This is a genomic window from Stutzerimonas stutzeri (assembly GCF_051028275.1).
GTDB classification, from domain to species: Bacteria; Pseudomonadota; Gammaproteobacteria; order Pseudomonadales; family Pseudomonadaceae; genus Stutzerimonas; species Stutzerimonas stutzeri_AS.
The window spans coordinates 2,043,078-2,061,340 of the sequence record NZ_CP069269.1 but is presented as its reverse complement, the minus strand read 5'-3'; the positions used below and the strand labels follow the sequence as shown (position 1 = coordinate 2,061,340).

At 61.3% G+C, this 18,263-nt stretch carries 16 protein-coding genes; 10 read left to right on the top strand and 6 right to left on the bottom strand.

Annotated elements, in window-relative coordinates:
• Positions 1–237 precede the first annotated feature (237 nt).
• Complete coding sequence (locus JQR87_RS09505; RefSeq protein ID WP_407290676.1) at positions 238–714, bottom strand: GreA/GreB family elongation factor; 477 nt, start codon at positions 712–714, stop codon at positions 238–240.
• 215 nt (positions 715–929) lie between these two features.
• On the opposite strand from JQR87_RS09505, the gene JQR87_RS09500 reads away from it, so the two are divergent.
• The 4 genes from JQR87_RS09500 to JQR87_RS09485 all read left to right on the top strand — a co-directional run bounded on the left by JQR87_RS09500 (position 930) and on the right by JQR87_RS09485 (position 4,570).
• The gene (locus JQR87_RS09500) at positions 930–1,358 is read left to right on the top strand and encodes a DUF2141 domain-containing protein (protein WP_407290677.1); all 429 of its coding nucleotides are present in this window, start codon (positions 930–932) and stop codon (positions 1,356–1,358) included.
• Between the two features lie 299 nt (positions 1,359–1,657).
• A complete protein-coding gene (locus JQR87_RS09495) occupies positions 1,658–1,930 on the top strand; it encodes an HU family DNA-binding protein (protein ID WP_407290678.1) in 273 nt (90 codons plus the stop codon).
• A gap of 290 nt (positions 1,931–2,220) precedes the next feature.
• Positions 2,221–3,192: an aldo/keto reductase gene (locus JQR87_RS09490; protein ID WP_407290679.1), complete on the top strand. Its 972-nt coding sequence runs from the start codon at positions 2,221–2,223 to the stop codon at positions 3,190–3,192.
• A gap of 283 nt (positions 3,193–3,475) precedes the next feature.
• On the top strand, positions 3,476–4,570 hold the full coding sequence (locus JQR87_RS09485) for a hypothetical protein (protein WP_407290680.1): 1,095 nt from the start codon (positions 3,476–3,478) through the stop codon (positions 4,568–4,570).
• Positions 4,571–4,643: 73 nt separating this feature from the next.
• Here JQR87_RS09485 and JQR87_RS09480 read toward each other — a convergent pair whose 3' ends face one another.
• Both JQR87_RS09480 and JQR87_RS09475 read right to left on the bottom strand, forming a co-directional pair.
• On the bottom strand, positions 4,644–5,006 hold the full coding sequence (locus JQR87_RS09480) for a response regulator (protein WP_407290681.1): 363 nt from the start codon (positions 5,004–5,006) through the stop codon (positions 4,644–4,646).
• Positions 5,003–6,793 carry a sensor histidine kinase gene (locus JQR87_RS09475; RefSeq protein WP_407290682.1) on the bottom strand — a complete coding sequence of 597 codons (1,791 nt, stop codon included), beginning with the start codon at positions 6,791–6,793 and terminating at the stop codon, positions 5,003–5,005. The genes JQR87_RS09480 and JQR87_RS09475 overlap by 4 nt, the downstream gene beginning before the upstream one ends.
• Before the next feature lie 227 nt (positions 6,794–7,020).
• Between JQR87_RS09475 and JQR87_RS09470 the strand changes: the two genes are divergently transcribed.
• From JQR87_RS09470 to JQR87_RS09445, 6 genes are all read left to right on the top strand, one after another.
• Entirely contained in the window at positions 7,021–8,532 is a 1,512-nt protein-coding gene (locus JQR87_RS09470; protein ID WP_407290683.1) for a CoA-acylating methylmalonate-semialdehyde dehydrogenase, read from the top strand.
• A gap of 60 nt (positions 8,533–8,592) precedes the next feature.
• Complete coding sequence (gene mmsB / locus JQR87_RS09465) at positions 8,593–9,489, top strand: 3-hydroxyisobutyrate dehydrogenase (RefSeq protein ID WP_407290684.1); 897 nt, start codon at positions 8,593–8,595, stop codon at positions 9,487–9,489.
• The gene (locus tag JQR87_RS09460) at positions 9,486–10,541 is read left to right on the top strand and encodes an enoyl-CoA hydratase/isomerase family protein (RefSeq protein WP_407290685.1); all 1,056 of its coding nucleotides are present in this window, start codon (positions 9,486–9,488) and stop codon (positions 10,539–10,541) included. Before mmsB ends, JQR87_RS09460 begins: the two co-directional genes overlap by 4 nt.
• A gap of 14 nt (positions 10,542–10,555) precedes the next feature.
• Positions 10,556–11,707: an acyl-CoA dehydrogenase family protein gene (locus JQR87_RS09455; RefSeq protein ID WP_407290686.1), complete on the top strand. Its 1,152-nt coding sequence runs from the start codon at positions 10,556–10,558 to the stop codon at positions 11,705–11,707.
• A gap of 183 nt (positions 11,708–11,890) precedes the next feature.
• On the top strand, positions 11,891–13,534 hold the full coding sequence (locus JQR87_RS09450) for a long-chain fatty acid--CoA ligase (protein WP_407290687.1): 1,644 nt from the start codon (positions 11,891–11,893) through the stop codon (positions 13,532–13,534).
• A 178-nt stretch (positions 13,535–13,712) separates the two neighbouring features.
• Positions 13,713–14,786, top strand: a complete 1,074-nt coding sequence (locus JQR87_RS09445) for a CaiB/BaiF CoA transferase family protein (protein ID WP_407290688.1) — start codon at positions 13,713–13,715, stop codon at positions 14,784–14,786.
• A gap of 220 nt (positions 14,787–15,006) precedes the next feature.
• Here JQR87_RS09445 and JQR87_RS09440 read toward each other — a convergent pair whose 3' ends face one another.
• The 3 genes from JQR87_RS09440 to JQR87_RS09430 are packed head-to-tail and all read right to left on the bottom strand — an operon-like array spanning position 15,007 to position 18,118.
• Positions 15,007–16,140 carry an acyl-CoA dehydrogenase gene (locus tag JQR87_RS09440; RefSeq protein WP_407290689.1) on the bottom strand — a complete coding sequence of 378 codons (1,134 nt, stop codon included), beginning with the start codon at positions 16,138–16,140 and terminating at the stop codon, positions 15,007–15,009.
• Between the two features lie 9 nt (positions 16,141–16,149).
• Positions 16,150–17,337 (bottom strand): acetyl-CoA C-acyltransferase, encoded by a 1,188-nt coding sequence (locus JQR87_RS09435; protein WP_407290690.1) that lies wholly within the window; start codon positions 17,335–17,337, stop codon positions 16,150–16,152.
• A gap of 13 nt (positions 17,338–17,350) precedes the next feature.
• Entirely contained in the window at positions 17,351–18,118 is a 768-nt protein-coding gene (locus JQR87_RS09430) for an SDR family NAD(P)-dependent oxidoreductase (RefSeq protein WP_407290691.1), read from the bottom strand.
• Positions 18,119–18,263: the final 145 nt, after the last annotated feature.

The window sequence follows — 18,263 nt, the reverse complement described above, 5'->3', positions numbered from 1 at the left end:
GATGGGTGAATCTAAGGAACGGCTAAAGACCGATATAAGCGCCTAAATATCAACAGTTTATAATCGAAACTGCATGTGGTTTATCGAGTAATCACGACTGACGTGTTTTACCTAAGGAGACAGCTGTATGTGCGTGCTTTCTGTTAGATATCGAACGTAGATTGCTGAAACTAAAGGCAATCGTCGGGACATCGAGCTGGGTATGGCTACCCTGATAGCACGGACTGCGAAGCGGTCTTAGATGACCCTATCCACGGTGTAATGGTGAGACTGGCTTTCTACGTGAATCTCGATTTCGTCGCCCGCCAGGCAGCCCAGCAATGCTCGGCCCAGTGGCGAGCGCGGCGAGATCACCAACACCTCTTCGCCCTCAAGTGACACGCTAATGCCTGCCGCATCCGGTCCCAGGAAGACCCAACGATAATGGTCAGCGGACTCCAGCGAAACCAGTGCTCCTAGGGTTATCGCTTCATTGTGATGCGATCGTACGGGCAGGTTTCGATAGCTCGATAGCGCTGTCTCTATTTCATGCACACGCCGCCGTTGGCCATCGGCCAGATAGGCCGCTTCCAGCCCCCGGGTGTCGTACTTGTTCTCTGCTTTGCTTTCTGCATGCGTCGCAGCTTCATGGGATGCCCTTAGTGCATCCTTTGCAACCACCAGATCGGATTGCAGCCTGTCGATAATCAACCGCTGAAGGTGGGCCTTTTCCATGGGGGCTCGGTCGGTAGGTTATTTAACGCCTAGCATCGCATCGCCGTTCTTGCGGCGCCATGATGTCATCACCCTATACACACTGGGCGGCTAATGTGCCGCTTAGGCTGGCCGACCGCGCATAACCGCGGCAATATCGCGGGACTCTTCAGGGCACACCACCCCATGTGGATACGCCAGGACCTTCGAGATGCATGTCAACCAGGAGCGAATCGATGACACCGCGCCTAGCGCTTTCCTTCATAGCAGTGGCGGCGGGTCAAGCGGCTTTCGCCGACGACCAGCCGCTGACGGTCAGGCTGAACAACCTCGAACACGACCAGGGGACGGTTCGCGTGGCACTGTTTTCGGATCCCAAGACCTTCCGCAAGGCCGACCAGGCCTTTGCGTCCGCCGAGTCGGCAGCCAAGGCCGGGACGGTCACGGTGGTGTTCGAAGGCGTGCCAGCCGGTCATTACGCAGTGATGGCGTATCACGACGAAAACGATAACGGAAAGCTAGACCTCCGGTTTGGCATGTTTCCAACCGAAGGGTACGGCCTGTCCAATAACCCGAAGGTGATGGGCCCGCCAGCATTCGAGGAGAGCCGCTTTGAAATTCCGGGCGATACGCCGAGCGAAATCGACATCGACATCCGCTACTAGAGTTCATGCGGGCCAATCGATAGGTGAGTGGGCCAGTCGCAGGCGCCCTTTAACCGTGACAGGCCAGTAACGACGGCGCGCGGAACGCGATGCATCCAGCCGACAGCCAAGCTACCAATAGTCGGGACGGCAATGAACCGGAGCCAAAATCCTGCTGTCCAGACAGATGCGCCTGGATCAGGTAAACAAGCGAATTTGCCGCGGCCGGAAGATTTTTTTGCAAAAGAGGAAATTTGCCGCAGGCGACAGAGCAAGACGCTGCTTATACTGTCCCCCCATTCCAATCTGGAGCCACACCTGTGAATAAAGCCGAGTTGATTGAAGCGATCGCCGCCTCCGCCGATGTACCTAAGAGCACTGCCACTCGCGTGCTGGACGCCTTCACTGAGAGCGTTACCACTACCCTGCAGAACGGCGACAGCGTGACGCTGGTCGGCTTCGGCACCTTTGCCGTCAAAGAGCGTGCAGCCCGAGATGGCCGCAATCCGCAGACTGGCGCAACGATCAAGATTTCCGCAGCAAAGCTGCCAGGCTTCAAGCCGGGCAAATCGCTGAAGGACGCCGTGAACTAAGGCACTGCATTCTGGAAACCGGGCCGCTGACGTCCTCCGGACGCAGCGCCTGCTCCGACCTCTCCTCCCCTCCGCTAGCCGAGCGTTCCGCCTGCTCAAACTCAGCTCACCGCACGATTCGTACGGCGTCCTGGCCGAAATCATCCGACCTGTTCGGCTTTGTTCTTAGCGTCTTGCCAACGGCTGATGACGCCAACCGTTACTCCACCAAATTGGAACATCCCGTTCCAGACGCCCTCCCATGCAAAGACGCCGATCTTTTCGGCTCCACCTGCATAAGAGGAGGCAATATGCGTATCACCCTTCCACGTCTTGGTTTTGGCGGCGCGCCGCTAGGCAACATGTTCACGCCGCTCGACGAGCCAACCGCCGACGCTACGCTCAAGGCCGCCTGGGACGCCGGAATACGCTATTACGACACCTCACCACATTATGGCGCGGGCCTCGCCGAGCAGCGTTTTGGCCGCATGCTCAGTAGCAAACCACGTGATGAATTCGTGTTGAGCACCAAGGTGGGCCGTTTGCTGCAGCCGACGAATAAGCCCGAGAATGCCCAACCCTTCGTCGACGAGCTTCCCAACAGGCGTGTCGTCGACTACTCGGCGGACGGTGCGCGACGCTCGATTGAAGACAGCCTGGAGCGCATGGGCGTTGACCGCATCGATGTCGTATTCATACATGATGTCTCGGAAGACCAGTGGGGGCCGCAGTGGACCGAGTATTTCCAACAGGCCATGCAAGGCGCGGCCAAAGCGCTGACACAGATGCGTGAGGAAGGCATGATCCGGGGCTGGGGACTGGGCGTGAACCTGGTCGAGCCCTGCCGCATGGCGCTGGAGCAAGCCGACCCGGACGTATTTCTGCTTGCCGGCCGCTATTCCCTGCTCGACCACCGCGAGGCACTGGACACGCTGTTTCCGCAGTGCGTGGAGCGCGGCATTGGCATTGTGATAGGCGGCCCTTTCAACTCCGGCGTCCTGGCTGGCGGCAACCACTACGACTATGCACAAGCGCCCGATGAGATTCGCCAGAAGACCGCTCAGCTCGAATCGGTATGCCAAACGTTCGGCGTCGATCTGAGGGCCGCTGCGCTGCAGTTCTGCCTCGCTCACCCGGCTGTGCTCTCGGCTATCCCAGGCACCAGCAACCCGAAACGCCCGAAGCAGTACGTGGAGCAGTATGAAGCCGAGATCCCGGATGAGTTCTGGCGCGCATTGAAAGCCAAACAGCTGCTTCCAGAAGACGCACCGACGCCGGTTTAACGTAGTGAACATAGGGGAGCGCGAACGACACGTGCTGTTCGCGCTTTGCTCCTCGTTTCAGCTGATAAGGCGCAACGCGCCGACCTAAGCACTGCGCCGCTTATTGCAAATCAGTACAACCGAAAAAAGTAGCATCGAAACACCGCCAAGCCCGCTTTCCGGGGTCTGCAACGAACTACCGTTGGGCTTAATGCTCCGCTGATCCAACATCGCCCTAACGATGGGTAGACGGGCACAAACGACACGGCTAGAACACGGTTTCCTTAACCCAAAGGACACTGAAATGGACACAAGAAAAACAATACTGGCGGCCGCTATAACGCTGTTCATTGCTAACCAGGCTATCGCTGATAGCGAATCGACACAGGAACAGACAGGGTCTGACAACAACGCCGAGGTCATGCAGCAGGGCGATGAAGGCAGCATCAGTCAGATCCAGGACGGCACGGCAAACGTTGTCCTTACGAGCCAGCAAGGATACGGTCTGACGGCGAACAGCGATCAGCGCGGCGACGGTAACATCTCGATCACGGACCAAACCGGTGCTAACGGTTCGGTCGACATTACCCAGGATGGGGATGTCAATCTGGCAACCGTTGCCCAGACTTCCGCCGAGAACGGTCACACAGCGAGCATTTCCCAGATGGGTACCGGCAACATTGCCTATGTCGAGCAATTGGATGGAGACGTCAGCAGCGCTGCGATCAGCCAGGACGGGCAGCTCAATGCAATCGAGCTGTCTCAGGAAGGCATTGGCAACCGGTACGACGGTACCCAGTCAGGCGTTGGCAACACAGCTTATGTTGAGCAGGCTGGGGGCGCTTTCGCTACCACGATCCAGACGGGCTCCGATAACCGTTTGACACTGACACAAGACGGCTTCCCCTACGGCGCCACCGCCTCCATCAGCCAGAACGGCACCAACAATCAGGCTACGGTAGATCAGCCATCTGCTGTTCGCTACAACTCAGGTTCGGTCGACTTGGTGCAGAACGGCTCAGACAATGTGGCGGATATCGTGGCGTTCGTAGGAGATGGATACATCTCGTTCACCCAAGAGGGCCTTGGCAACGAACTGACAATTGATCAGGGAGGACGTGACTCGTCGGTCGTGGGAACCTCTTCAGGCGAAGAGAACCGGGTAACCATCACTCAGGATTTCGATGGCAATAGCGTCGCTATCGCACAGGACGGCACCCAGAACGAAATCGACGTCGTGCAGGAGGGTTACTACAGCAGCGGCACTATCGAGCAGACGGGGACGGAAAACTACGCATCTCTGGTCCAAACCGGAGGACTGGACGCTATGACGCAGTACGATGCGGTGATCATGCAAAATGGAACTGGCAATTCGGCGCTCGTCACGCAGGGCCCATAACGGGCTATCGACCAGTGCAGCATACAAGCCCGCACCCGTGCGGGCTTGTTCATTGATATCATGTCTTGGACCGTCAGCTTTTGCCTAGCGCCTGCCGCACGACGCGCTCAAGGTCAGCGAAAAAGAACGGTTTTTGGAGCGTCGGAACATGCGCGTAACGCGGGTCCATTCCAACCGAACCATAGCCGGTAGCGAAAATCAGCGGGATACTCCGCGCAATCAGACGCTCCGCGATCGGAAAGCTGTTGATGCCGTCCAGATTCACATCCAGCACCGCCAGGTCATAGCTGCCACTCTCGGCGGCCTTCATACCATCGGCAAAGCGTGGCACCAGCTCCACGTGCTCACAGCCAATGTCTTGCAGCATGTCTTCCAGCAGCATACCGACCAGCGCCTCATCCTCGATGACCAAGACGCTTGAGCAGAGACCATTCATTGCAACGGCACCTCGATATCGCAAACCACCCCGCCCGTGAGGAAGGCCAGGCGTACCTCTGCGTTCAGTTCACCGCCCAGGCCGCGTTCGAGCAGCCTCGATCCGAACCCTTTACGTACGGGCGAAGCGACGATCGGCCCGCCAGCCTCCTCCCAGTGCAGCTGCAGTGTGGTTGTCTGCTCAGACTGTGACACCTTCCAGACGATGCGAACCTGCCCCGAGTCGCTGGACAAGGCGCCATATTTGGCCGCGTTGGTACACAACTCATGCAGCGCCATGGCGAGCGCCAATGCCAGTTTAGGCCGCAACCGTTGCACAGGCCCTTCGGTGACGAAACGTTGCCGGCTGCTGACCCGGAACGGCGCGATCGCCTGCTCAATGACTTCACGCAGGTCAGCGGTGTGCCAGTTCTCACGCGATAGGACGTCGTGTGCCTTGGATAAAGCAATCAAACGACCTTCAAACCATTGATAGCTCTGATTTTCAGAGTCTCGCCTAAAGCTCTGCGCTGCAATCGACTGTACCGTCGCAAGCGTGTTTTTAACCCGATGGTTCAGCTCGTTGAGTAACAACTGGCGATGGTCCTCGGCCAACTTACGTTCAGTGATGTCAACCATCATGTTCACCGCGCCGATTACCTCGCCCGCGTCGTTACACAACGGCGCCGGATAACCGAGAAACGGCACGCTGCTGCCATCCGGACGCTGCGCCAGCGCTTCTACCGCCTGGAAAGACCTGTTTTCGGCAATCGCTTTCGCCAATGGGCAGGTGCCCGGCTCTATGGGTGTACCGTCGGGACGGCAGAGCCGCCAGATCACGTTCCATTCATCCACGCCGACCTGCGGCACCCGTCCCGCCAGCTCGACGCAGGCCTGATTGAAATACGTGACCACACCCTTGGCATCGGTCGTGTAAACGGCGGTGGGCAAGGCTTCCAGAAGATCGCGCAGACGCTGTTCCGCCTCCTGGTTGGCTGCCTCCAGTTGCTTGCGTTCGGTAATGTCGCGGGTGATCGCCAGTTGCACGAAACCGCCCCTTGATCCGCTGCCTTCGTTTGGCAGCGTCATGGGCACCGCATGGGTTTCCATGTGTCGCCGTTTTCCAGCGAGGTTGATGATGTCGAATTCCCAGCTGAGCTTCTCGCCGTCGCACACCCGCAGATGATGCTCTTTCCACATCGTTCGAAACTCGGGAGCGACCAGATCGAATACGCAGCCACCCTCCACGTCCTGCGGCGCGTTGGCCTCGAGCATTTGCAGACCAGCTGGGTTCATCTGGATCAGTACCCCGTCGCGGTCGACGACCTTCACGCATTCGGGCGTGTTGTTCACGATTGCGCTCAACCAGTCGAGGTTACGCCGGTTATCCGCATTCGATTCTCGCGCCGGCGTGCTGGCCTGGAAACAGACCACTGCGCCCATGATCTGCCCCGTGTCGTTGCGCAGTGCCTCGATATTGGCCAGGACAGCGGCCGGAACACCGTCGGGCCGCTCGATCAATAGCGCAACATCCAGCGCGGAGCGTCCGGTGCGGATCGTGTAAGCCAACGGCGTATCGGCCAGCGGCAGCAACGCACCATCGCTGCGTACGATCCGCAAGCGTCCCTGACTGGCTATGACACCGCCGCACAGCTGATCGGCCAATCGGTTGTAGCGCAGCACTGCACCGTTTGCATCGAGCATGCAAACGCCCATGGGCAGCACATCAAGCACGGGATCATCGAACGGCAGCGGATTCGGAAGGGAATCGGTTGCCAGGTTCCCACCGGGGATATTTGCAATCTGCATCAGTACCTTTAACGACCAGTCGACGGGTGTCTTGCGGGCTGAGTGTACCTAACCGAACAAGGCGGCGAAGCCCGACTGCTAAGCGGCACGCGCCGCGCGGAACGGGTGTGCATTTATGCAGACTCAGTATGCAGCAAGCCGCATTGATGTTAGCAAATTTGCACTCTAGGATCAGGACAGCTCCATCAACTTGCCTAACCAAATAACAACAACCGGTAGGACACACCATGACCCCGTCAAGTGCCATCCCCACAGTCAAACTCCTGATCGGCGGTGAGCTGGTCGAGTCGACCACCAGCGAGTGGCGCGACATCGTCAATCCGGCGACGCAGGAAGTCCTGGCGCGGGTCCCCTTCGCCACCGAAGCTGAGATGAACGCTGCCGTCGCGAGCGCCAAAGAAGCTTTCAAAACCTGGCGAAAGACGCCCATTGGCGCGCGGTCGCGCATCTTCCTCAAGTACCAACAGCTGATCCGCGAAAACATGAAGGAGCTCGCCTCCATCCTCACCGCCGAACAGGGAAAGACCCTGCCGGACGCCGAGGGCGATGTGTTCCGTGGGCTAGAGGTGGTCGAGCATGCCGCCGGTATCGGCAACCTGCAGCTGGGCGAGCTCGCCAACAACGTGGCCACGGGCGTCGACACCTACACCTTGCTGCAACCGCTGGGCGTCTGTGCCGGCATCACACCTTTCAATTTTCCGGCAATGATCCCGCTGTGGATGTTCCCGATGGCCATCGCCACCGGCAATACCTTTGTCCTCAAACCCTCCGAACAGGACCCAATGGTGACCATGCGCCTTGCCGAGTTGGCGATGGAAGCAGGCGTGCCACCGGGCGTGCTTAACGTCATCCACGGTGGCGCCGACGCGGTGAACCTGATCTGCGACCATCCGGACATCAAGGCCGTCTCCTTCGTCGGCTCGACCAAGGTGGGCACGCACGTCTACAACCGTGCCAGCCAGGCCGGCAAGCGCGTGCAGTGCATGATGGGCGCGAAGAACCACGGCATCATCCTGCCCGACGCTCACAAGGAGCAGACGCTCAACAACCTGGCCGGCGCCGCTTTCGGCGCAGCTGGCCAACGGTGTATGGCCCTGTCGGTGCTGATCCTCGTGGGCGAAGCGCAGAGCTGGCTGCCAGACCTGATCGCCAAAGCCAAGACATTGAAAGTCAACGCAGGCGCCGAAAGCGGGACCGACGTCGGTCCGGTGGTGTCCTGCGCTGCACTGGATCGCATTAGCTCGCTGATCGAGCGCGGCGTGTCCGAAGGCGCCGAGCTGGTCCTCGACGGGCGCAATCCTCAGGTGGCGGGTTACGACAACGGCAATTTCGTGGGTCCAACCATCTTCTCTGGGGTAACGCCTGAGATGACCATCTACCGCGAGGAGATCTTCGGCCCGGTGCTCTGCGTCATGCAGGTCGACACCCTCGATCAGGCCATCGAGCTGATCAATGCCAACCCCAACGGCAACGGCACCGCCCTCTTCACCCGCTCCGGCGCCGCCGCCCGGCATTTTCAGGAAGAGATCGATGTGGGCCAGGTGGGTATCAACGTACCGATCCCGGTACCGGTGCCGATGTTTTCCTTTACCGGCTCACGCGCCTCCAAGCTCGGCGACCTCGGCCCGTATGGCAAGCAGGTGGTGCAGTTCTACACTCAGACCAAGACGGTTACCCAGCGCTGGTTCGATGAAAATGAAGTGGGCGGCCCGGTGAACACCACGATCAACCTCAAGTAACAGGATCGGCGCCGGCTAGGCGCCGTTTAAGCCGTCAATCAAAACAAGAAGGAAACGGCCATGCATATCGGTTTTCTAGGGCTGGGCAACATGGGCGGGCCGATGGCGCGCAACCTGCTCAAAGCCGGCCATCAAATCACGGTGTTCGACCTCTGCGCGGCTGCAGTGTCGGGCCTGGTCGAGGCCGGGGCCAAAGAGGCGACCTCGCCTGCAGCGGTCGCGGGCGCAGGTATCGAAGCCATCATCACCATGCTGCCGGCAGCCGCGCATGTGAAGCAGGTCTACCTCGGCGACGACGGCCTGCTTGCACACGTCCCGGCAGGCGTGCTGCTGATCGATTCTTCCACCATTGATCCGATGTCCGCACGGGAAGTCGCCGCCGCAGCCGCGGAGAACGGCAATCCGATGCTCGACGCACCGGTTTCCGGTGGCACAGTCGGCGCCGCCGCCGGCACCTTGACCTTCATGGTCGGCGGCAGCGAGGCAGCGTTTCAGAAGGCGCAGCCGATCCTGTCCGCCATGGGCAAGAATATTGTCCACTGCGGCGACAGCGGTAACGGTCAGGTCGCCAAGGTCGCCAATAACATGCTGCTTGGCATCTCGATGATCGGCGTGGCCGAGGCCATGTCGCTCGGCGTGGCGCTTGGAATGGACGCCAAGGTCCTGGCCGGCATCATCAACTCGTCGAGCGGTCGTTGCTGGGCGTCGGAGATCAACAACCCCTTCCCCGGCGTACTGGAGAACGGCCCCGCGTCGCGCAGCTATAGCGGTGGCTTTGGCACCGATCTTATGCTCAAGGACCTCGGCCTCGCCAGCGAGGCGGCCAAACAGGTGCGTCAGCCGGTTATCCTCGGGGGTCTCGCGCAGCAGCTGTACCAGGCTTTCAGTATGCAAGGCCATGGCGGGCTGGACTTCTCCGCGATCATCAAACTCTACCGCCAAGAGGACCAGACATGACCCACGCAGAAGCGCCGGTACTGATTGAGATTCGTAACCGCGTCGGCTACCTCACGCTCAACCGCCCAGCCGGATTGAATGCCGTTAACCTGGACATGGTGCGGATGCTGCACCGCCAGTTGCAGGCCTGGGCGGATGACCCGGACGTGGTCGCGGTGGTGTTACGTGGCGCTGGCGAGAAAGCATTCTGCGCCGGCGGTGACATTCGCTCGCTGTACGACAGCTATAGGAACGGCGACAGCCTGCACCGCGAGTTCTTTGAAGAGGAGTACGCGCTGGATCAATACATCCACGCTTACACCAAGCCACTTCTGGCGCTGATGAACGGCTTCGTCCTTGGTGGTGGGATGGGCCTGGTCCAGGGTGCCTCCCTGCGTGTGATTTCCGAACGTACCCGGATGGGCATGCCGGAGGTCGGCATCGGCTACTTCCCCGATGTGGGCGGCAGCTATTTTCTGTCGCGGCTGCCGAACCGGCTCGGTTTCTACATGGGCCTGACCGGAAACCACGTCGGTTCCGCCGATGCCCTGTTTGCAGGCTTGGCCGACTATTGCGTGCCGCATGAACAGTTTGCCGATCTGGAGCGCTGCCTCGACCAGCAGGACTGGTCAACGCCGCCGCTGCAAGCACTGACCAACCTGCTGGTATGCATGGGCCGCACCGAACTGCCGGATGCACCGCTCACGAAACTCTCGCCAGCCATCGACGAGCATTTCGCGCACGACACCGTCGCGGCTATCCGCCAGTCCCTCGCTGGAGAAAACCGCGCCGAATACAGCGACTGGGCCGCCGAGACGCTCAAAACGATGGACAGTCGCTCACCGCTGTCGATGAGCGTGACCCTGGAAATGCTGCGTCGTGGTCGGGAGCTATCGCTGGCCGACTGCTTCCGCATGGAGCTGCATCTAGACCGCCAGTGGTTCGATGGGGGCGACATCATCGAGGGCGTTCGCGCATTGATCGTCGACAAAGACAAGAACCCGCGCTGGAACCCGCCTACGCTGGATGAAGTGACGCCCGAGCGCGTCGCCGCATTCTTCGCCGGCGTCTGACACAGGGAGCTCCCATGCAAGACATCGAACTGACCGAAGAACAACGGATGATCCGCGACATGGCGCGCGACTTTGCACGCGCCGAAATCGCGCCCAAGGCACAGGCCTGGGAACAGGCCGGTTGGATCGACGACATGACCGTCACCCAGCTGGGCGAGCTCGGCCTGCTCGGCATGATCGTGCCCGAGCAATGGGGCGGCACCTATATGGACTACGTCGCCTATGCGCTGGCTGTAGAGGAGATATCTGCTGGTGACGGCGCCATAGGTGCGCTGATGAGCATCCACAGCTCGGTCGGCTGCGGTCCGATCCTCAAATACGGCACGCCGGAGCAGCAGGACCAGTGGCTCCCGGATCTGGCTGCCGGTCGCGCCATCGGTTGCTTCGCTCTCACCGAACCCCAGGCCGGCTCGGAGGCGCACAACCTGCGCACCCGTGCTGTGCTGGAAAAGGGCGAATGGGTCATCAACGGCGCCAAGCAATTCGTCAGCAACGGCAAGCGTGCCAAGATCGCCATCGTCTTCGCCGTTACCGATCCAGAGTTGGGAAAGAAAGGCCTCTCCGCGTTTCTCGTGCCCACCGACAACCCCGGTTTCGTCGTTGACCGCATGGAAAAGAAGATGGGCATTCGTGCCTCGGACACCTGCGGCGTTACCCTGCGTGACTGCCGCATCCCGCAAGCCCACCTGCTCGGCCCGCGCGGCAAGGGGCTGGCCATTGCGCTTTCCAATCTCGAAGGCGGCCGCATCGGCATCGGTGCCCAAGCCCTCGGCATCGCCCGCGCGGCATTCGAGGCGGCGCTGGGTTACGCCCGCGAACGCATCCAGTTCGACAAGCCAATCATCGAACACCAGAGCGTGGCGAACATGCTCGCGGACATGCACACGCGGATCAACGCCGCGCGACTGCTCATCCTGCATGCCGCGCGCCTGCGTAGCGCCAATCTGCCGTGCCTGTCCGAAGCCTCCCAGGCCAAGCTGTTCGCCTCGGAGGTAGCCGAATACGTCTGCTCAAAGGCCATGCAGATCCACGGCGGCTACGGTTATCTGGAGGACTACCCCGTCGAGCGCCACTACCGCGACGCGCGCATCACGCAGATCTATGAAGGCTCCAGCGAGATTCAGCGGCTGTTGATTGCCAGGGAGTTGAATAATTACGGGCTGTGAGAAACCGCTTCGCGAGCAAGCTCGCCTCTACAGGATCGTGTGGCCGTGACTTTTGTAGAAGCCAGCTTGCTGGTGATCAGGCCGGGCACGGACTGACTGGTAAAAACGCCGCGAAACAGTATTCCAACGAGTGATGTCGGCAAGCGCGACCGTCATCCAGACAACAATAAAAAGGATACGACGATGCTCAAAGGTACGATGCAGCAGACCCCGCTGATGATCAGCGGCATCCTCACCCACGCCGCCCTCGCCCATGGCGACACGGAAGTGGTGTCTCGGCTGGTGGACGAACCCATCTGGCGCTACGACTATGCGGGCCTGGCGAAACGCTCCGGACAGGCAGCCTCAATGTTGCGCAGCCTGGGCGTCAAACCCGGCGACCTGGTCTCGTCCATGGCCTGGAACACGCATCGTCATTTCGAGCTGTTCTTCGCGGTGCCCGGCATCGGCGCGGTGCTACACACCGCTAATCCGCGGCTGTCGGATGAACAGATTGTCTATACCCTCAACCACGCTGGGAGCGCCGTGCTGCTGTTCGACCGCAGCTTCCTCGCTGTGGTCGAGCGCGTTCGGCCGCGGCTGGAGCACATCCATACCTTCATCATGCTGTCAGACGCTGAACGTACCGAGCCGGGTGAACTCGGTGCGCTGAGCTATGAGACGTTGATCGCCCGGGAACAGCCGGTCACCGACTGGCCACGGTTCGACGAGCATGCGGGCGCCATGCTCTGTTACACCTCCGGCACCACCGGCAACCCGAAGGGTGTCGTCTACAGCCACCGCTCGGTAGTCCTGCACGCCATGGCGGCGGGCCTCACCGGTGCCTTCGGGTTTTCGGCGTTCGACTGCATCATGCCCTGTTCCTCGCTCTACCACGCCACCGCCTGGGGCGTGCCCTTCACAGCGGCCATCAACGGCTGCAAGTTCGTGTTGCCGTGCGACAAGATGGACGGTGCGAGCCTGCAGGAATTGATTCAGGACGAAGGCGTGACCTTCTCCGGCGGAGTGCCGACGATCTGGACCATGTATCTCAACCATCTGGAGCGCACCGGCGAAAGCACTGGTCAGCTCAAGTGCCTGGTTATAGCGGGATCCGCCGTACCCCGCGCACTGGCAGAGAAATTCGAGACACGCTACGGCGTGAGCGTCAGGCAACTCTGGGGCATGACCGAGACGAGCCCGCTCGGCGTCGTCGCCACACCCACGCCCAAGCTCGCCGCACAGGGCGACGCCGCCACCAGGGAGGCCATCTGGACTCGCCAGGGCCGGCTCCAATTCGGCATCGAGCTGAAGATCGTCGACGAGGCCGGCAATTCACTGCCGCACGATGGCACCACGTCCGGCGCACTACTCGTGCGCGGTCCCTGGACCGTTGAGCGTTATTTCCGCAGCGACACCAGCGCGCTCGACGCTGACGGCTGGTTCGACACGGGCGACATCGCCACGCTCGACCCCAACGGCTACATGCGCATCACCGACCGCAGCAAGGACGTGATCAAGTCCGGCGGCGAATGGATCAGCTCAATCGACATCGAAAACATCGCCGTGGGCTGCCCAGGCGTGCGAATTGCCGCGGTGGTTGGGGTAACTCATGAAAAATGGGAAGAGCGCCCGATCCTGATCATCGAACCACACGACGATGCGCAAATATGCATCGAGACCGTTCTGGCGTTTCTCGAACCGCAGATCGTCAAATGGTGGATGCCCGATGCGGTGATCATCGACAGCGTTCCGCTCACCGCCACCGGCAAGATCGACAAGAAAACGCTGCGCGACCGCTATCGCAACCATCTGCTGGAGTCGACCGTAAAGGTTGCAGGCAGCTAGCACATGCGAAGCTTGCCACCGATGGGTTGAGACCTCATCTGAGCCGTCACGAAAGCCATATGCACAGGCGTACGCCCGTCATGGCCCATTGTTGGCACAGGTGCAGGTGCGTCCAACGACCAGCACGGCGCGCACCGATCTCTTACCGAATCGATACACTACGCCTCGGGAGGTACCCATGCTGGACAGATCGCAATCTCGCCAGGGCCCGCTGCTTGGGCTGCGCGTGCTGGAGTTTGCCAGCATCGGTCCCGGCCCGCATTGCGCGATGCTGCTGGCCGACCTTGGCGCCGAGGTCATCCGCATCGAGCGTGAAGCCGGTAATGGCTGGCCCAACCCGGTGGTGGATCGCGGTCGCAAGCGAATGATGCTGGACATCCGCGCGGACGCAGGGCGCGAGCGTTGCCTGGAACTGGCCGAAAATGCGGACGTTCTGATCGAAGGTTATCGCCCCGGCGTGATGGAACGCCTGGGCCTCGGACCGGAGCAAATCCACGAACGCAACCCACGCCTGGTCTACGGACGAATGACTGGCTGGGGCCAAACCGGGCCGCTAGCCAACAGCGCAGGCCATGACATCAATTACCTGGCGATCACTGGTGCACTGGCTGCTATCGGCGGCCGCGGAGGGCCGGCGATCCCACCACTCAATTTCGTGGGCGACTTTGGCGGAGGCTCGCTGTATCTCGCATTCGGCATCATGGCTGCGCTCTGGGAACGGGAGCGTTCGGGAAAGGGCCAAGTGGTCGACGCCGCCATCGTCGACGGTGTGTCCTCGATGATGACCTTCTTCGCCGGGCTTCTGCCCAGCGGTGTCATATCCCTGGAACGCGACCGTAACCTGCTCTCCGGCGCCGCCCCGCATTACCGCTGCTACAGCTGTGCGGACGGGCGCGAGATTGCCATTGGGCCGCTAGAACCGCATTTCTTCAGAGAGCTGATGCAGCGCATTGATGCGCCCCCGTCATTGCGTGATGGCTTCACAGACCCCGCCGTCTGGCAGGAGCAGAGCGAGCAGCTGGCCGAACTGTTTGCCAGCCGAACCCAGGCTGAGTGGTGCGCCCTGCTCGAAGGGACCGATGCCTGCTTTGCCCCGGTGTTGACCTTGGAAGAAGCCGTGAAACATCCACATATGGCGCAACGCGGTGTTTATCGCGAAATCGACGGCGCCCTGCACGCCGCACCCGCGCCGCGCTTTTCGCGCACGCCGGGGGCGATAAGGGCGTCGGACAATGCAAGTGGCTGGGATTGATCAGGCACAGGAGCAAATCACCGGTAGATCGGTGAAGCGTGATCCACCCTACGTCCGCTTGCCCAACCGAGGGTGGCATCAAACGGCCAGGCATCGTTTCGCTCACCGGCTCCGTAGGGTGGATCACGCTCTATTCATCCACCAAGCGACGACGCGGGGGTTAACGGTGGACCGGTGAAGCGTGATCCACCCTACGACCAGCCGCGCGCGGCGAGACGTCTTATTCACCCAGGTTGCGCGCGATCACCAACCGTTGAATGTCGCTTGTCCCCTCGTAGATCTGGCAAACGCGCACGTCCCGGTAGATGCGTTCGACGGGGAAATCCTTGAGGTAGCCGTAGCCGCCCAGCGTCTGGATGGCGGCGGAGCAAACCTTTTCTGCCATCTCCGAAGCGAACAGCTTGGCCATGGAGGCTTCGACCAGTGCCGGCTGGCCGGCCTCGCGCAGTGCGGCGGCGTGCAGCACCATCTGCCGCGCCACTGCGATCTGCGTCGCCATGTCGGCGAGACGGAAGGCGACGGCTTGGTGCTCGGTGATCGCCGTGCCGAACGCCTCACGCTCACGGGCGTAATCGCGGGCGGCTTCAAAGGCTGCACGTGCCATTCCCACGGCCTGAGCAGCGATGCCGATCCGGCCGCCTTCTAGGTTCGCCAGGGCGATGCGGTAGCCCTCACCCTCCTCGCCCAGGCGTTGAGATTCGTGCACGCGCATGTCCTCGAAGGCCAGTTGGCAAGTGTCCGACGCATGCTGGCCGAGCTTGTCCTCCACGCGCACCACTTGATAACCGGGCGTATCGGTGGGGACGATGAAGGCGCTGATGCCTCGCTTGCCGGCATCCGGATCGGTCACGGCGAAGAGGATTACCGTGCCGGCATGCTGGCCTGAGGTGATGAATTGCTTGGCACCGTTGATTACATAGCCATCGCCGTCGCGCCGTGCACGGGTGCGCAAGCTGCTGGCATCGGAGCCTGCATGGGGTTCGGTCAAGGCAAAGGCGCCGATCTGCGCGCCGCTGGCCAGCGGTGTCAGGTAGCGCTGCTTCTGCTCCTGGTTGCCGAACCGCAGGATCGGCACACAGCCCACCGAGTTATGCACGCTCATGATGGTCGAGCAGGCGCCGTCTCCGGCCGCGATCTCTTCTAGCGCCAGTGCATAAGCGATGTAGCCGGTGTCGCTGCCGCCCCATTGCTCGGGGCAGAGCATGCCAAAAAAGCCGAGTTCGGCCATCTCGCTGATCGCCTCGGCCGGGTAGCGATGTTCACGGTCCCAGTCGGCAGCAAACGGCTTGAGGCGTTCCTGAGCGAATTGCCGGGCCATGTCGCGAATGCTGGTTTGATCGTCGTTGAGCAGCATGGCAATTCCTCAGTCGAGCAATTCGACAGCCATGGCGGTCGCTTCGCCCCCGCCGATGCAGATGGCCGCGATGCCCTTGCGCAGGCCCCGGTCACGCAGTGCGGCAATCAGCGTGACGAGAATCCGCGCGCCGGAGGCGCCGATTGGATGGCCCAATGCGCAGGCTCCGCCATTGACGTTGACCTTGGCGTGATCGAGCCCAAGCTCGCGCATGGTCACCATGCTGACCACTGCGAAGGCCTCGTTGATCTCGAACAGATCCACCTCGTCGAGGCTCCAGCCGGTGCGTTCCAGCAGCTTGTGGATGGCCCCGATGGGTGCGGTCGGGAACAGATTGGGCGCATCGGCAAACACGGCGTGGCCATGGATGATCGCCTGGGGTTTCAAGCCGCGGCGTTCGGCCTCGGAACGGCGGGTCATAACCAGTGCCGCAGCGCCGTCAGAGATCGAACTGGAATTGGCAGCCGTCACCGTGCCGCCCTCGCGGAACGCCGGCTTGAGCGACGGAATCTTCTCCGGCATCGCCTTGGGCGGCTGTTCGTCGTCGCGTATGGTGCGCTGCTCACGGCCCTGGGTCACATCCAGCGGGACAATTTCACTGGCGAAACGGCCGCCGGCGATGGCATCGCGGGCGCGCTGAAGCGAGGTCAGTGCATAAGCGTCCTGCTCCTCACGGCTGAAGCCGTGGTTCTGCGCGCAATCCTCGGCAAAGGTGCCCATCAGGCGGCCCTTGTCATAGGCGTCCTCCAGGCCATCGAGGAACATATGATCGAGCACCTTCCCGTGGCCCATGCGATAGCCACCACGCGCTTTTTCCAATAGGTAAGGCGCGTTGGACATGCTCTCCATGCCGCCAGCGACGATCAGGTCGACGCTGCCGGCGCGCAACGCATCATGGCCGAGTATGGTGGCCTGCATCCCCGAGCCGCACATCTTGTTCAGCGTGGTCGACGCGGTGGCCTTGCCCAATCCAGCGCCGAGCGCGGCCTGGCGCGCCGGGGCTTGGCCCAAACCGGCTGGCAGCACGCAGCCCATCAGCACTTCCTGCACCTGGTCTGCAGCGACACCGCTACGCTCGACCGCCGCGCGAATCGCAGCTGCGCCCAACTCCGGCGCGCTGAGGCTTTTCAGATCGCCTTGAAAACCGCCCATAGGCGTGCGGGCCGAGCCCAGAATCACGATTGCATCGTCGTTCATCATCTGTCTCCCGTTATTTCGCGGCCATGCGCAGCGCGCCGTCGAGGCGTATCACTTCGCCATTGAGCATGTCGTTCTCGATGATGTGGCGCACCAGGGCCGCGTACTCCGGCGCTCTTCCCAATCGAGGCGGGAACGGCACGCCAGCGGCCAGCGAGTCGCGAACGTCCTGGGTCATCCCAGCCATCATTGGCGTCTCGAATACGCCCGGGGCGATGGTCATCACCCGGATACCGTGGCGCGCCAGTTCACGTGCTGCGGGCAGCGTCATGGCGACCACGCCGCCCTTGGATGCTGCGTAGGCGGCCTGGCCAATCTGTCCGTCATAGGCGGCGATGGAAGCGGTGTTGATGATCACGCCGCGGTTGCCCTGGGCATCCGGCTCGCCGCGAGCAATGGCTTCGGCGGCCAGGCGCAGCATGTTGAAACTGCCGATCAGGTTGAGGCCTATGACCTTGCTGAAACTGTCCAGACCATGCGGTCCCTGGCGGCCCAAGATCTTTTCGCCGCTGGCGACACCGGCACAATTGACCAGCCCGTGCAGAGCACCGAAATGCTCGACCGCCGCATTCACTGCCGCTTGTGCAGCGGCTTCTTCACATACGTTGGTGACCACGGCGTGAGCACCAGCACCCAACGCATCGCTGCGTTCGCTAAGCAGCTCTGCATTGATATCGGCGAGCACGACTTTCGCGCCCGCCCCAACCAGCGATTCGGCAGCAGCCGCACCCAGGCCGGACGCCCCGCCGGTGATCAGGAAAACCTTGTCTTGAATGTTCACTGCACGACCTCATGAAAACGTGAGGGGCGCTGCGACTGATAGCGCCCGCCCTGCTGGTTTCATATTCATCAGACCGACGGGCGTGAACAATGGTCGTTACGGGCAATCTGGATGACTGTTTTGGCCAAATCGTTGCGCGCTCGCC